Source organism: Micromonospora sp. NPDC049089 (assembly GCF_040648775.1).
Taxonomy (GTDB): Bacteria; Actinomycetota; Actinomycetes; order Mycobacteriales; family Micromonosporaceae; genus Micromonospora.
In genome coordinates, this window is sequence record NZ_JBEZEH010000029.1 from 1 (window position 1) to 13411 (window position 13411).

The window sequence follows — 13411 nt, forward strand, 5'->3', positions numbered from 1 at the left end:
CACAGGTCGAGCAGCCGCAGCGGCACGGCGTCTGCCAACGCCTGGTTGCCGGCGTCGTTCGGGTGGATGTGGTCCCCCGAGTCGTACGCGGGCAGCAACTGGCTGGGCCGGGCCGGGTCGCGCAGCACCCGGTCGAAGTCGAGCAGCCCGTCGAACTCCCTGCTGCCGCGCAGGTACGCGTTCACCGCCTGGCGGGTGGCCTCCTTCTGCGGCGTCCACACACCCGGCGCTCCGTGCCCCTCGTACGGGGTCAGCGTGGCCACCAGACTGGTCAGCCCGCGCTGCCGGAGCTGCTGGTTGATCTGCCGCAGCGTGCCGATGATCGCCTCGGGTGAGTCGTTCGACATCCAGATGTCGTTGATGCCCAGGTGGGTGACGACGGTACGCACACCGGTCTGCGGGAACACGTCCTCGTTGAGCCGGGCCGCGGCGTTCGGGCCGAGCTGGTAGTAGCCCGGATAGTTGCCGTCGCCCGGCTCGGTGCCCTCGTGGTTGAGCCGGTTGCCGGCCAGGCTCAGGTTGAGCACACCCGGGGTGCGCTTGTCCGGCCGGTCGGCGAGCAACCGGTCGGAGAGCAGGTCGGGCCAACGCCGGTTGGCGTTGACGGTGCTGCCGTTGCCGTCACCGATGGAGTCGCTGAGCACGACCAGCGCGCCGGGGCTGCCCTTGCGTTGCACGTCGACGCCGGAGAGGAAGAACCAGCAGCAGGTGGGACGGGTGGTGAAGCCGGTGCCCTCGGCCGCCCCGGTCAGATCCCCGGCGCCGATGAAATTGGCCTGCTGGGACTGCCCGTGGAACGTGGTCGGGCCGGTCGGCGTCGGGAAGTGCACTGTGACCACCAGGTCGCTGTCGTCAGCGACCGGGAAGGCCAGCGGGTCGCTGAGCAGTTCGGCGCCCCGGTTCATTGTCGCCGTGGTCGCACCGGTGAAACTCAACGGACGTACCGAGGCCGCGTCGATGTCGGAGAGGTCGTCCGGTGTCGCGGTGTTCGGCCGGGCGACGGTGGCACGACCGACGGTGACCGCCTGCTCGCCGTAGAGGTTGCTCAGGCGGACCCGCAGCGCCGGGCCGCCCACGGAGACGTGCACGATCATCCGGACGCTCTGGTTGTTGAGGCCGGTGTTCGTCAGCCCGACCGAGTTGCCCCGGGTGACCGCGGTGGCCCAACTGCCCGCCCACTCGGCGCGGGAGTCGGGTCGGCCGGCGGCGGTGCCGGACGGACCGGCGCTGGCGACGACGGCGGGTGCGCCGGCGACCAACAGCGCGGCCGCAGCGGCGATGACAGGCCATCTCTTCGGGGTTGCCGTTGCCATGGAACCTCCATCGTGGGGCAGCCCAGGGCCGTCCGCTGACGGCGCCCGCCTGGACGATGGTCCAGAAACCTAGCCGCCGCCGCTGACGGGCGTCAATCAACCTGATCGACGCGATCAAATGTCCGGCGGGCCGTTCGGATCGCCCGTCGGCACGGTTCCGACCAGCCGTCTCGCGCCTAGGCTTCCAGGCGGCGGCGGTGCGGTCGCCAACCGCGCCACCGTCGCGTCGTCACCGGGAACTGCCCGGGGACCGCCGCTTTTCTCAGATGGGGGCTGCCGGATGACTGACGGACCCGGGCACACCACTACCTACGTGGACAGGGTGTTGGACCTCTTCGCCGAGTTCGGCGACCGGGAGGCGCTTGTCGGCGCCGACCGCCGACTCACCTACACCGAGGCCGCCGCGCTGGTCCGGGCGATGGCCGCGACGGTGACCCGGCACGGCGTACGGCCCGGGTCGGCGGTGCTGGTGACAGTCGCGAACGCGGTGGAGGGTCCGCTGCTACAGCTCGCCCTGCATCTGCTCGGCTGCCGGACGATGTGGGTCGCCCCGGTGACCGCGCGCCGGGAGGTCGACGAGTTCATCCGGTTGGCCCGCCCGGACGCCCTGGTCTACGACGCCCGGGACCGGACCAGTCTGGGCCCGGAGCTGGCCGCCGCGCTGCCCGGCACACCGGTGTGCTGTCTGGGCTCGGGCGGCACCGGGCCCGATCTCACGGCCGACGCCGACGCCGACGGGACGGGCCTGCCGGCGTCGGTGCCGGCGCCCGAGTCGTTCCTGCAAACCAGCGGCACCACCGGCAGCCCGAAGCTGGTGCACCACCGGGAGAGCTTCTACGCCCAGATCCTCGCCCTGGCCGCCGACTTCCGCGCCGCCGGGTTCCCGTTGCTGCGGCACCTGTCGCACTCGCCGATGTGGCTGGCCAGCGGGCAGATCACCACGCTGTTCAACCTGTTCACCGGCGGGGTGCTGTTCCTGCGCGACGACTGGGACCCGGTGGCCTTCGTGGACACCGTGCAACGGGAGCGGATCAACTCGACCTTCGTCACGCCGCCGATGCTCTACGAGGTGCTGGACCACCCGGCGCTGGTCGGCGCGGACTTCTCCGCCATGTTCATGTTCAACGTGGGCGCCGGGCCCGCCGCGCCCGCCCGGCTGCGCCAGGCCATCGCCCGGTTCGGCCCGGTGCTGCGCATCGTGTACGGCCTCAGCGAGGCGGTCGTGATCACCGCGCTGCCCGGGCTGACCGACGATCCGGAGCACCCGGAACGGTTGCGCTCCTGCGGGAGGCCCTACGGCGACGTCCACATTGAGATCCGCGATGACGACGGCGCGGTGCTGCCGACGGGCCGCGACGGCGAGGTGTGGGTACGGACCCGACTGAGCTTCGCCGGCTACCACGGTCAGCCGGAGCTGACCGCGCAGACGCTCGTCGACGGGTGGGTGCGGACCCGCGACATCGGCCACCTCGACGACGACGGCTACCTCTACCTCGTCGACCGGGCACACGACATGATCGTCACGCATCGCCGGAACTGGGCGATCTTCTGCCGTCCCATCGAGGACGTGCTGGTCGGGCACCCCCAGGTACGGGCCGCCGCCGTCATCGGCGTGCCGGACGAGACGGTCGGCGAGGTGCCGCACGCGTACGTGGTGCTCGGGCCGGGCGCGACGGTCACCGGGGCGGAGCTGATCGACCTGGTGACCGTCGAACTCAACGAGATGTGGGCGCCGGCCGCTGTGGAGGTCCTCGACCGGCTGCCGGTCAACCGGTCGATGAAGGTGGACAAGCGGGCGCTGCGCGCACGGTACGCGGCCCGTCGGGCGGCGGCGGTCGGGGCGTGACCCCCCGCCGGCAACTGGTCGTCCTGGTCAGCGCGGACCTGATCTCCAACCTGGGCACCCGCATCTCGGTGGTGACCATTCCGTGGCTGGTGCTTGTCACCACCGGCAGCCCCACCAAGATGGGACTGGTCGCGTTCGCCGAGACCCTGCCGTACCTACTGTCCAGCGCGTTGGGCACACCCTGGGCGGACCGGATCGGCCTGCGCCGTACCTCGATCCTCTGCGACGCGGGCAGCGCGGTGGTGATGGTCGTCGTGGCGCTGACCCCGTGGTTGGGCTTCGTCCCGCTGGTGGCGCTCGTCGCGGTGGCCGGCGCGCTGCGGGGCATCGGGGACCGGGTGAAGCACGTGATGTTCCGGCCGGCCGCGGAGGCCGCCGGAGTGCCGCTGATCCGCCTGACCTCCGCGTACGACGGGCTCAGCCGGGTGGTGACACTGTTCGGCGCCGCGGTGGGCGGCCTGCTGATCGCCGTCTTCGGGGTGACCGAGGCGATCCTCATCGACGCGGCCAGCTTCGGGGTCTGCGCGCTGCTCATCGGCGTCCTGGTCCGCCCGCCGGCCGCCCCGACGCAACCCACCCAGCCGGAGAGTTACCTGCGCGCCCTGCGGGGTGGCTTCAATTACCTGGGCCGGGACCGGCCGTTGCTCGGCATGCTCGCCGTCATCTCGGCGCTGAACATGGTGGCCAACGCCAGCGTGGCCGTCTACATCCCGGTCTGGGTCGCCCGGGAGCTTCCCGGCCCGAGCGGCCTCGGTCTGGTGTTGGCGGCGTTCTCGGCGGGCGCGCTGCTGGGCAACCTGGTGTTCACCGCGCTCGGGCCCCGGCTGCCCCGGCGGCTGACGTTCCTGGTCGGCGCGCTGGTCGCCGGCACGCCCCGGTTGGTGGCGCTGGCGATCAGCGACGAACTGCCGGTGGTGCTCGTGGTGACGTTCCTGTCCGGAATCGGCATCGCGGCGGTCAACCCGCTGCTCGGGGTGGCGCTCTACGAGCGGGTGCCGCCGGAGTTGCAGACCCGGGTGATCGGCATCGCCGGTTCGTTGGCGTTCGTCGGTCTGCCGGTCGGCGCGCTGCTCGGCGGCTGGTCGGTGGACGCCCTGGGATTCACCCCGGCCCTGCTGACCATGGCGGCGGCGTGCCTGGTGGTGACCGCGTACCCGCTGCTGAGCAGGGCCTCCGGCCCGGAGACACCGGTGCGGCCCACTCCCGCCACCACCCGGTAAACCCGTTGCGGGTCCGGCCCGGCTGCCACAGGCTCGGGCAGATGAACGGACAGCCCACCTACGGCGTGCCAGTGACCGACTGCGACACCGTGATCGCCTGGACCCTGCTGCACGGCCCCAGCCGGGCCGCCTTCCGCGCCGCGCTCGGTCTCGACGACGCCAGCTGGGCTCGGGCCGGGGCTGGGCGCTGTGGAAGGCGCTGATCACCCTGGATGATCAGGACCCGGCGAAGGCCGAGTGGGCCGCGCGCGTGCTCAGCGAACTCCTCACCGAGCACCACGCGCACCGCTGAACCGTCACCGGTCGGCCGGGGCCCGGGTGGCGTGCTCGGTACGGCAGCGCGGGCAGCGCAGCCGCGTCCCGGCTGCCGCCCGGGGCACCCGGAGCCGCTGACCGCAGCCGCAGGTCAGTACCGGCGCCGACGCGCGGAGGTATTCGTCCCGGTCCCGGCGCGGCCACCGGCCGTGACAGCGGGCGCACCACTTCGGCGGGTAGCTGTGGTAGTGGGCGAGGCCGAACGCGCCCGCGATCATCAGCGCGACGGGGACCAGCAGACCGAGCGGCGCGAGCAGCGCGGTCGGCACTCCGCCGAGGCCGTCGGAGACCAACTCGGCGACCACAGCGAGCACGACCACCGGCACACCGAGCAGTGTGAACCCGAAACCCCAGGCGAAGGTCAGCAGGGACGGCAGGAACATCCACATGCCGCCCGGCGCCCAGCGGCGGACCCCGTACCCGCCGCAGCGTGGGCAGTTCGGCGAGGCGCGGTGCGGCACCGACCGCAGCGCCTTCGGCGCCAACCACTGCACCAGGAGCTTGAGGATCTCCTCGACCAGTTTCGTCGCGAGAGCCTGAAGCAACGAACCGAGCATCCGGTCACCTCCCTCGCCGACGGATCCCGTGGTCGACCCACCACCCATGGTGGGCGGTGGGTGCCAACATCCCGTCCCAGCGCGCCGATCTCGTCGCGCCAACGACGCCGATCCGACAGCGCCCGCGCGTTGTTCGTCGGACGTTCGGTTGCTGGTCGCGTGGGCGTCGGCGACGGCTGACTAGCGTCTACGGTCGTCACCGCACCTGGAGGCCGCCGCGTATGACGTCGTCACCCACCCGCCGCCGCACCGCGGAGGTCGTCGCCGTGCGCCGGATCGGCGACAGCGCGCCGCACAGCGCGTTCACCGACCTCGTCCGGTACGCCGGAAGCTGGTTCTGCGCCTTCCGGGAGGCTCGCACGCACCTCAGCGACGACGGCGTGATCCGGGTACTGACGTCGAGCGACGGCCGGTCCTGGACCTCCGCGACGGTCATCGCGCAGCCCGGTGCCGACCTGCGTGATCCCCGTTTCGTGGCGCGCCCCGACGGGCGGCTGCAACTGCTCGCGGCGGCCGCCACCGGCGCGGCCAGCAAGACGTTCCAGACGGTGACCTGGCTCAGCACCGACGGGCACACCTGGGGTGATCCGACCCCGGTGGGCGAGCCGGGCGTCTGGGTGTGGCGGGCGGCCTGGCACGACGACGCGATGTACGGCGTCGGCTACGCCACCCGGGAGCCGAGGTTCGCCCGGCTCTACCGCAGCACGGACGGGGTCGACCTGCGGCAGTGGGTGCCGACGCTGTTCGCTGACGGGTACCCCAACGAGTCCGGCCTGGTCTTCGCGCCGGACGGTACCGCCCTGTGCCTGCTGCGGCGGGACGCGGCCACCGCGAGCGCGCAGCTCGGCCGGGCCGTGCCGCCGTACCGGGACTGGACCTGGACGGATCTGGGTGTCCAGGTGGGCGGGCCGGCGCTGCTCCGACTGCCCGACGGGCTGCTGCTGGCCGGGGTGCGCCTGCACGACGGCGAGGTCCGCACCGCGATCTGCGTCGTCGATGCGGACCGGGGCGAGCTGACCGAACTGGTCGCGCTGCCGTCCCGTGGCGACACCAGCTACCCCGGGCTGGTCTGGCACGACGACCTGCTGTTGGTGAGCTACTACTCGTCACACGAGGGGAAGACCTGTGTCTACCTGGCCGAGGTCAGGCTGACCGGCTGAGCCTGGCCCGGCAGCCCGGCGGTCGGCTAGCGTGCCGGCATGCCATCGACGCTCACCGAATCGACGGACCCGTACTGTCTGCGCCCCGGGGAGGCCACCGAGTTGCTGAACGGGCACCGGTGGCGGCGGTTCGTGGCGCTCGGCGACAGCGTCGTGGAGGGCATGTGTGAGCCGACACCGGGCTACCCGGACGTGCAGTGGGTCGACCGGGTCGCCGCCGAGCTGACCGCCGTGCGCCCCGAACTGGCGTACCGGAATCTGGGTCGACGCGGGCTGCGCGCGCACCAGGTGCGGGCCACCCAGCTCGGCCCGGCGCTGGCCTTCGCACCGGACCTGGCGCTTGTCGTCTGCGGCGGCAACGACGCCTTTCACCCGGCGTACGACGCGGAGGCGGTGGACGCCGAGCTGACCGCGATGATCGTCGCGCTGCGCGAGGTGGGCGCCGACGTGATCACAGTGGGCATGTTCGACGTCTCACACAGCCCGGCGGTGCCCGCGCACCTCCGGCCCGGCCTGGGCGACAGGATGCGCCGCCTGTCGGCCCACACGGCAAAGCTGGCCGAGCGACTGAACACGATCCACGTGCACCTGACCGACCATCCCCTGACGGCCGATCCCAGCCTCTACAGCACCGACGGCCGCCACGGCAGCGCCCGCAGCGACGCCATAGCCACGGCCGAAACCCTGCGCGTCCTCTCCCCCCACCGCACCCCCCGCATTCCCTGACCCCACCCCTACCCACCTGTTGATCATGAAGTTATTGCCACGACACGCCGCAGCGCGGGGCAATAACTTCATGATCACCGCGGGTGAGGGTGGGGCCGGGTCTTCAGTCGCTCAGGAGGATTCCGGTCAGGAGGACGCCGTGGGCCAGGTTGAGGATGCCGTCGCAGCCGGGGTAGCCGACCCGGGCCAGGCCGCCGGAGGCGTGCCGGCCGAACAGGTACGGGGCCAGGGAGTACGGGACGTCGGCGGTGACCGTCTCACCCGTCTCGATCTGGACGAAGTCCATCGACACCCGGTCGGTCGGCAGGTACTCCTGGAGGATGGCACCGCCCTGCTCGACGGCGGCCCGCACACCGTCGGCCCAGTCCGCGGCGCTCAGCTCCGGGCCGAGCAGGACACCGTGCCCGGCCGAACCGTCGGCCGGCTTCGCCACCAGCGTGGCCTGCTCGGCGATGGCCCGGTCGAGCACCGCTGCGGTCAACGGCACCGTGTACGGCACGTGCCGGCGGATCAGTGCCTGGTCGTCGGCGGGCAGCCCGTCCACGTCCTCCCACAGCCAACCGAACGTGGTCTTGTTACCGAGCAGCCAGGCTGCCGCCGACACGAACATCGGTAGGGTGCCGGCGGCGAGGGCCACGGCCACCGCGTCCAGACCGGCGGTCGGAGTGACCCGGTTGGGCACGAACAGCCGGAACAGCGCGTCGACAGGTGCGCCGTCGACGACCAGGCGGCTGTCGGCGTCCAGTGTGGCGGTGGCGACCGGGGCGATGACCAGGTCGATGCCGAAGTCCCGGGCCCGTACGGCGAGGGGGTCGAGGATCCGGATGAACGTCTGCGGGTCGTCGAGGCCCGGGTAGTCGCCGTCGAAGTCCATCAACAGCGCCACCCGAGCGCCCTCGGGCAGCCGCAGCTCCTCACGGATCGCCACGAACCGCTGATCCAGCAGCGACGGCGCGGCCCGCACCGGCAGGTCGTCGAGGATGCCGTGCTCCCGGTAGAGGCCCTCGTACCGCTGGATGACGGTGTCGGCGTCGAACCCGCCACCGAGGCTGCTGTCGATGTTGTACTCGACGAACTTCGGCACGCCGGCGGAGAAGATGACGTCCGGGCGGTACGCGGCCAGCAGCGCCTCGGTCAGCGGCTCGGCCTCGTCCAGCAGCCGGGTCTCCCCCGCCGGTACGCCGAGCAGCCGGCGCAGCTCACCGGCGGTGTCGGCCCGACGGCGGCAGGCGTCGAGGATGAGCTGGGCCAGCCGGTCGCAGACCTCGTTGAGCTGCCGCCAGGCGTCGGCGGTGAGCACCGGGGGCCGGGCCAACCGCCACTGCTTGTTGTACGTCGCCCGACCGTGGAAGACCTGCTCCCAGGCCGCCGCCCCGCTCGCCACCATGGCTCGACGGGCCGGCTCCGGCAGGTCGCTCCAGGCCCGGTCGGCCGCCGGCCACGGGTAGTGCGGATCAGTCATGAGCCGTCCTTCATCGTGAGGTGGATCGCGGTGGCGAGCTGGTCGCGGCCGGGCTGGACGGCCCGGTCCAGTGCCGGGGCGAACGGCAGCACCGCCCCGTCCGGGCGGGTGACCCGGCGCGGCGGGGCGAGCAGCCGGACCCGCTCCACCACCGAGGTGATGATCTCGGCGGCCATGCCGCAGGAACGGTTGCCGTCGTCGAGCACCACGAGGCGTCCGGTGCGGGCCACCGACTCGGTGAGACCGTCGATGTCGAACGGGTACAGGGTGCGCGGGTCGAACACCTCCACCGAGACCTGGTCGGCCAGCTCCTCGGCGACGGCCAGCGCGTCGTGCACCAGGTGCCCGATCGCGACCACTGTCACGTCGTCGCCGAAACGGTGGATCCGCCCGCGGCCCAGCGGCACCGGCGTCAGGTCGTCGACGTCGTCACGCACGTCCATCGCGCCGGCCGGGGCGAACACCACCACCGGGTCGTCGTGGCGGATCGCGGTGACCAGCAGCCCGTACGCGTCGGCCGGGGTGGCGGGTACGACGGTGACCACGCCGACGTGGGCGAAGAGGCTGTACGGGTGGTCGGAGTGCTGCCCGGCCCACCCGGTACGCGAGCCGGATCCGGGCACCAGGTAGGTGACGGGGACACGGCACTGCCCGCCGGTCATCAACGGGAACTTGTGCGCGTGGTTGACGATCTGTTCGAAGACCAGGAACAGCAACGATGGGATCTGGAACTCGATCACCGGGCGCAGCCCGGCCAGCGCCGCCCCGGTGGCGAAGCTGGTGAACGCCTGCTCCGACAGGGGGGTGTCGCGGACCCGTTCGGTGCCGAACCGCTTGGCCAGCCCGGTGGTCACCAGCGACGCCCCGACCTGGACGTCCTCGCCGAGCAGGAACACCGCCTCGTCGCGGGCCAACTCGTCGCCGAGGGCCCTCGTCAGCGCCCGGCGGTACGACAGTCGGGGCACCTCAGCCACCTCCGGTGCGGGCGGTCAGGCCGCTGGCGTACAGGTAGGTCAACGCGTCGGCCGGGTCGGGTTGCGGGCTGTTCAGGGCGAACCGCACCGCCGCGTCGAGGGTCGCCTCGACCTCGGCGTCCACGGCGGCGCGGTCGGTGTCGGTGAGGCGTTCACCCTGGATGCGCACCGGGTCCCGGGCCCGACCACGGGTCACCTCGTCGGGGGGCCGGTAGTCGAGGCGTACCGCGTGTTCGAAGGTGTGGTGCACGTCGAAGCGGTAGGTCCGGGCCTCGATCAGCTCGGGGCCGCCGCCGGCGCGCATCCGGTCGACGGCGGCGCACGCGGCGACGCGTACCGTCTCGGGGTCCTGGCCGTCGACCTGGACGGCCGGGATGTCGAACGCGGCGGCCCGGCCGGCGATGCTGCCGGCCACCGCGCCGGCCACCGGCATGGTGGTCGCGTAACCGTTGTTCTCGCAGACGAACAGCACCGGCACCCGCCAGAGCGCGGCCAGGTTCAACGCCTCCAGCAGCATCCCCTCGTTGACCGCGCCGTCGCCGAAGAAGCTCACCCCGACGGTGTCGCGGCCCCGGCGGCGGTGGGCCCAGACCGCACCCGTGATGATCGCCCCCGATGCGCCGACGATCGCGTTGGCCCCGAGCACGCCGATGCTCAGGTCGGCGGCGTGCATCGAACCGCCCCGGCCGGCGTTGAGGCCGGTGACCCGGCCGCACAGCTCGGCGAGCATCCGGGCCGGGTCGGCCCCGCGGGCCAGGACGTGCCCGTGCCCACGGTGGGTGCCGGCGAGCACGTCGTCGGCGCCCAGCGCGGCGCAGACGCCGGCGGCGATCCCCTCCTGACCGAGGTACGGGTGGATGCCGCCGACGATCTGCCCGCCGTGGACCATCTCCACCGCCCGTTCCTCGAACCGGCGGATCAGCCGGACCGTGCGGTAGAGCCGGACCGGGTCGGCGTCGGTCACACGGGCCCCTTGATGGCGGCCAGGATGTCGTCCCAGAGCCGTGCCCGGGCGGCGAGGGCGGTGTTGACGGTGTCGGCGCACTCCTGCCACTTGGTGTCGTCGTCGCCGCACAGGTCGGCGAGCATCTGCATGGCCATCGGGGTGTGCTGTTCGCCGTCGACCTCGATGTGCCGCTCCAGGTAGTCGACGAAGGTGTGCAGCCGGTTGCTGACCTCGTTGACCGAGACGACCTGGGTGAACATGTCCGGGATCAGGTCCTCCCGGCCGAACGCGAACGCCGCCGCCTGGCAGTGCACCGGGGTGGACTCGATGATCTGCCAGGTGGTCGCGGCGAACCTCGCCGACGCGGCCGGCACCCCGGCCTCGGCGAGCGCCTCGGTGACGGGTCGGCCGGCGCGCAGCAGGTCGATGAGCGCGTTCACCGCCGTGGTGTCCGCGCCGGCCTCGGCCATGCCCCGCACGTACAGCTCGAAGTGGCTGATGTAGCCACCGCCCAGCTCGTCGCTCTCCTCGACCATGACTATGTCGTTGATGAGGCGGCGGCTGCCGGTCGGGCCGGTCGGGATCCACGGCACCGTGACACAGGTCAGTTGCCGTTGCAGCGACTTCAGCAGGGACATGAAGTCCCACACCGCGAAGACGTGGTGCTGCATGAAGGTGACCAGCGCGTCGTGGGTGTCGAGGTTGGCGTAGAGCGGGTGCTTGACCACGGCGTCGCGCCGGTCGGTCACCGCCCGCTCCAACCGCTCGATGCCCGGGTGCGTCTTACCCCAGTCGTACCGTGACATGTCAGCCTCCCTGCTGGGCGCGGTGGCGCCAGATGACCGGGCAGTAATCGGGGTCCGCGTAGTCCGGCCGCCCGTCGTGGGTGCGGCGGACCAGCACGTCGTGGTTGTACGAGGCGAATGTGCCGTCGGAGAGCGGATACTCCCGCCAGGCGTTGTCGCCGTCCTGCAAATGCAGCGAGATCGCCTGTCGGGGGCGACCGCTGACGTTGGGGCCACTGCCGTGGTAGGTGCGGCAGTGGTGGAAACTCACGTGTCCCTTGGGGATCACCATCGGGATCTTGCGGATCTCCGCGCCGTTGTACGCGGCGTTCTCGGCCAGCATCTCCTCCAGCTGGCTGCGGTCCCGGTCGGCGAAGTGCCGCACCACCGTGTCGTCCGCGCCGATCTCCTTCCACCGGTGCGAACCGTCGACCATCGTGATGGTGCCCATCTCCTCCCCGCAGTCGTGGAAGGGGATGAACGCGGTCAGCATCTTCTCCGACGACGAGGACGCCCAGTAGTGCTTGTCGAAGTGCCAGGGCACGATGTTGCTCGGCTCGCCGGAGATCGGCGGCTTGTAGATCAGCGTGGACTGGAAGACCCGGATCTCGTCGGCTCGGGCGAGCCGGGCGGCGACCGCGCCGAGCAGCGGTTTGCGCAGAATCGCGCCGAGCCCGTCGTGCTCGTGGTGGACGTAGTCGTTGTGCCGCTGCACCGGCCCCTTGGAGGGCTCCCAGTAGGCCAGCTTCGGTGGGCGTACCGGCAGCCGCCGGTCCCGCTCCCCGTCGTAGTAGCGCTGCGTGGCAGCGGCGAGGGCGTCCACCTCGTCGTCGGTGAACACCTTCTTCGACAGGTACCAGCCGTGCTCGGCGTAGTGCCGCACGTCGTCGTCGGACGGCAGCAGCGCCTGCTCCTCGGCGGTCAACGTCGGCTCGTACTCCGTCGCGGTCATGCCCCCACCCCCTGTGGTGTGGCCACCGCAGTGGCCAGTTCCCGCTCCTTGGCCTCGTAGAGGGCCTTGATGTTGCCGCTGCCGAAGCCGCGCGCGCCGCGCCGCTCGATCAACTCCAGGAAGAGCGTGCGACGCACGTGCATCGACTCGGCGAAGATCTGCAGCAGCTGGCCGTCGTGGTCGGAGTCGACGAGCACACCCAGCTCGCGCAGCCGGTGCAGTGGGGCGTCGACCCGACCGACCCGCGCCTCCAGGGCGTCGTAGTAGCTGGCAGGGGTGCCGGCGAAGCGCACCCCGCGCCGGCCCAGCGCCTCGACCGCGCCGACGATGTCGTCGGTGCGCAGCCCCAGGTGCTGCACTCCCCCACCGGCGTGCTGGTCGAGGAACGCGTCGATCTGCCCGGGTCGCCGGTTGCGGTCCGGTTCGAGCAGCACCACAGTGACCCGCCCGGACGGGCTCTGCACCACCTTGGAGTTCATGCCCTGTCCGTCGACCTCGATGTGCTCCTCGAAGATCTGCGCGAAGTCGAACAGCGCCTCGAAGTGCCGGACCGTCTCGTCGAGCTGGCCGGGCGGCACGCAGACCGCCAGGTGGTCGATCTCGGCGAGCACCGGCGGGTGGCCGTCCGTCGTGGACGCCGCCGCGGTGATGGCGCCGGGCAGGAACTCGCTCCCCTCGCCCCGGCGCTGCACCAGCCGGTGCCGCACGTCGGCGAAGCCGTCCACCTCGGCGATCACCACCTCGGCGTCCGCGCTGGTGCGGGTGGTCGGCGGCGTCACCCCTGTCGCGCCCCGACCCACCAGCTCGGCGTACGCGGCCGGCACGTCGTCGACCTCGACGGCGACGACCCCGATGCCGTCACCGTGGCGTTGCACGTACCGCGACGCCGGATGCTCGGCGCTCAGCCCGGAGGTGAGCAGCAACCGGATGTCGCCGTGGCAGAGCAGCAGTGAGCGCTGCCCCGCCAGCCCGGTCTCCGGACCGCCCTGGCCACAGATCTCGAAGCCGACGGCGGTGCTGAAGTAGAAGGCCGCCTGTCGGGCGTCCCCCACATAGAGTTCGATGTGGTCGATACCACGGATGTCCATGTCGCCTGAAACCCTTCCCAACCGATTCCCCCTGTGTTGCCGTCCGGGCACACCCCGCCCGGGATGC

General features: G+C 71.9%; 13 protein-coding genes. 5 read left to right on the plus strand and 8 right to left on the minus strand.

The window, feature by feature from the left end; all coding sequences use genetic code 11:
- On the minus strand, positions 1-1280 hold a 1280-nt coding region (locus AB0B48_RS07700), incomplete at its 3' end, for an SGNH/GDSL hydrolase family protein (RefSeq protein WP_357197591.1).
- A gap of 313 nt (positions 1281-1593) precedes the next feature.
- On the opposite strand from AB0B48_RS07700, the gene AB0B48_RS07705 reads away from it, so the two are divergent.
- From AB0B48_RS07705 to AB0B48_RS07715, 3 genes are read left to right on the plus strand one after another with little or no spacing between them, the layout of a single operon-like run.
- Positions 1594-3159 carry an AMP-binding protein gene (locus AB0B48_RS07705; RefSeq protein WP_357197473.1) on the plus strand — a complete coding sequence of 522 codons (1566 nt, stop codon included), beginning with the start codon at positions 1594-1596 and terminating at the stop codon, positions 3157-3159.
- Entirely contained in the window at positions 3156-4379 is a 1224-nt protein-coding gene (locus AB0B48_RS07710) for an MFS transporter (protein ID WP_357197477.1), read from the plus strand. The genes AB0B48_RS07705 and AB0B48_RS07710 overlap by 4 nt, the downstream gene beginning before the upstream one ends.
- A 41-nt stretch (positions 4380-4420) precedes the next feature.
- Positions 4421-4582: a hypothetical protein gene (locus AB0B48_RS07715; RefSeq protein WP_357197480.1), complete on the plus strand. Its 162-nt coding sequence runs from the start codon at positions 4421-4423 to the stop codon at positions 4580-4582.
- 93 nt (positions 4583-4675) lie between these two features.
- Here AB0B48_RS07715 and AB0B48_RS07720 read toward each other — a convergent pair whose 3' ends face one another.
- Positions 4676-5251, minus strand: coding sequence for a hypothetical protein (locus AB0B48_RS07720; RefSeq protein ID WP_357197482.1), 576 nt, complete (start codon positions 5249-5251; stop codon positions 4676-4678).
- 221 nt (positions 5252-5472) lie between these two features.
- Between AB0B48_RS07720 and AB0B48_RS07725 the strand changes: the two genes are divergently transcribed.
- Both AB0B48_RS07725 and AB0B48_RS07730 read left to right on the plus strand, forming a co-directional pair.
- Positions 5473-6411 (plus strand): sialidase family protein, encoded by a 939-nt coding sequence (locus AB0B48_RS07725; protein ID WP_357197485.1) that lies wholly within the window; start codon positions 5473-5475, stop codon positions 6409-6411.
- 39 nt (positions 6412-6450) lie between these two features.
- Positions 6451-7137, plus strand: a complete 687-nt coding sequence (locus AB0B48_RS07730) for an SGNH/GDSL hydrolase family protein (protein WP_357197487.1) — start codon at positions 6451-6453, stop codon at positions 7135-7137.
- A 103-nt stretch (positions 7138-7240) separates the two neighbouring features.
- Here the strand turns inward: AB0B48_RS07730 and AB0B48_RS07735 are convergent, their stop codons facing one another.
- Genes AB0B48_RS07735 through hppD form a run of 6 tightly spaced genes read right to left on the minus strand, consistent with a single transcriptional unit; the run spans position 7241 to position 13344 of the window.
- Positions 7241-8599 carry a hypothetical protein gene (locus AB0B48_RS07735; protein WP_357197491.1) on the minus strand — a complete coding sequence of 453 codons (1359 nt, stop codon included), beginning with the start codon at positions 8597-8599 and terminating at the stop codon, positions 7241-7243.
- A complete protein-coding gene (locus AB0B48_RS07740; protein ID WP_357197494.1) occupies positions 8596-9564 on the minus strand; it encodes a transketolase C-terminal domain-containing protein in 969 nt (322 codons plus the stop codon). Before AB0B48_RS07740 ends, AB0B48_RS07735 begins: the two co-directional genes overlap by 4 nt.
- Before the next feature lies 1 nt (position 9565).
- Positions 9566-10537: a thiamine pyrophosphate-dependent dehydrogenase E1 component subunit alpha gene (locus AB0B48_RS07745; protein WP_357197497.1), complete on the minus strand. Its 972-nt coding sequence runs from the start codon at positions 10535-10537 to the stop codon at positions 9566-9568.
- The gene (locus AB0B48_RS07750; RefSeq protein ID WP_355008003.1) at positions 10534-11325 is read right to left on the minus strand and encodes a DUF3050 domain-containing protein; all 792 of its coding nucleotides are present in this window, start codon (positions 11323-11325) and stop codon (positions 10534-10536) included. The genes AB0B48_RS07745 and AB0B48_RS07750 overlap by 4 nt, the downstream gene beginning before the upstream one ends.
- Before the next feature lies 1 nt (position 11326).
- Positions 11327-12256 carry a phytanoyl-CoA dioxygenase family protein gene (locus AB0B48_RS07755; protein ID WP_357197501.1) on the minus strand — a complete coding sequence of 310 codons (930 nt, stop codon included), beginning with the start codon at positions 12254-12256 and terminating at the stop codon, positions 11327-11329.
- A complete protein-coding gene (hppD, locus tag AB0B48_RS07760; RefSeq protein ID WP_357197504.1) occupies positions 12253-13344 on the minus strand; it encodes a 4-hydroxyphenylpyruvate dioxygenase in 1092 nt (363 codons plus the stop codon). The genes AB0B48_RS07755 and hppD overlap by 4 nt, the downstream gene beginning before the upstream one ends.
- Between the last annotated feature and the right edge of the window lie 67 nt (positions 13345-13411).

Excerpts from the sequence above, each read along its gene's own strand:
- AB0B48_RS07705 (WP_357197473.1), top strand. The coding sequence starts at position 1,594 with ATGACTGACGGACCCGGGCACACCACTACCTACGTGGACAGGGTGTTG.
- AB0B48_RS07715 (WP_357197480.1), top strand. The coding sequence starts at position 4,421 with ATGAACGGACAGCCCACCTACGGCGTGCCAGTGACCGACTGCGACACC.
- AB0B48_RS07720 (WP_357197482.1), bottom strand. The coding sequence starts at position 5,251 with ATGCTCGGTTCGTTGCTTCAGGCTCTCGCGACGAAACTGGTCGAGGAG.
- AB0B48_RS07725 (WP_357197485.1), top strand. The coding sequence starts at position 5,473 with ATGACGTCGTCACCCACCCGCCGCCGCACCGCGGAGGTCGTCGCCGTG.
- AB0B48_RS07730 (WP_357197487.1), top strand. The coding sequence starts at position 6,451 with ATGCCATCGACGCTCACCGAATCGACGGACCCGTACTGTCTGCGCCCC.
- AB0B48_RS07735 (WP_357197491.1), bottom strand. The coding sequence starts at position 8,599 with ATGACTGATCCGCACTACCCGTGGCCGGCGGCCGACCGGGCCTGGAGC.
- AB0B48_RS07750 (WP_355008003.1), bottom strand. The coding sequence starts at position 11,325 with ATGTCACGGTACGACTGGGGTAAGACGCACCCGGGCATCGAGCGGTTG.
- AB0B48_RS07755 (WP_357197501.1), bottom strand. The coding sequence starts at position 12,256 with ATGACCGCGACGGAGTACGAGCCGACGTTGACCGCCGAGGAGCAGGCG.
- hppD (WP_357197504.1), bottom strand. The coding sequence starts at position 13,344 with ATGGACATCCGTGGTATCGACCACATCGAACTCTATGTGGGGGACGCC.